1 pseudogene is annotated in these 674 nt (G+C 71.8%); it reads right to left on the bottom strand.

Annotated features, from left to right (window positions below):
• Window positions 1–674, bottom strand: a pseudogene (locus tag B2X67_RS10060) (excinuclease ABC subunit A); the annotation flags it as partial.

The following is a 674-nucleotide window of genomic DNA, read 5'->3' as shown; positions in this document are numbered from 1 at the left end:
GCCCGAGCCGGACACCCCGGTGACCGCGCACAGGCAGCCGAGCGGGAAGCTCACGTCCAGCCCGCGCAGGTTGTTGCGGGTGACGCCTTCCAGGCGCAGCCAGTCCGATGCCTGGCGCGGCGTCCGCTCGATCTTCGTCCGGCTCTCGAACAGGTACTGCCGGGTCTGCGACGCTTCGACGTCGGCGAGCCCGTCCGGCGGGCCGCTGTAGAGGATCTGGCCGCCGTGTTCGCCGGCCGCCGGGCCGACGTCCACCAGCCAGTCGGCGCGGCGCATGGTTTCCAGGTCGTGCTCGACCACGAACAGCGAGTTGCCGGCCTCCTTCAACTGTTGCAGGGCGTCGAACAGCGCTTCGCCATCGGCCGGGTGCAGGCCGGCGGAGGGTTCGTCGAGCACGTAGATCACGCCGAACAGGTGCGAGGTCAGCTGGGTGGCCAGGCGCAGGCGCTGCAGTTCGCCGGAAGACAGGGTCGGCGTACTGCGCTCCAGCGCGAGGTAGCCGAGGCCGAGGTCGGTGAGGGTTTTCACCCGAACCAGCAGGTCCGCGGCGATGCGTTGGGCGGCCAGGCGTTTTTCCGGAGAGCGGTTGGCGGTGCGGCGCACGTCCGGCGCACTGGCATGCGCGGAGCCGCCGGCCGCGATGCGCTGCTCCCGCGCGGCCTTCGCCGTGGGCC

Origin of the sequence: Pseudomonas sp. UBA3153 (assembly GCF_002364635.1) — a bacterium.
In the GTDB taxonomy this organism is placed as follows: Bacteria; Pseudomonadota; Gammaproteobacteria; order Pseudomonadales; family Pseudomonadaceae; genus Pseudomonas_O; species Pseudomonas_O kuykendallii.
This window is presented reverse-complemented; position numbering and strand designations above follow the sequence as displayed.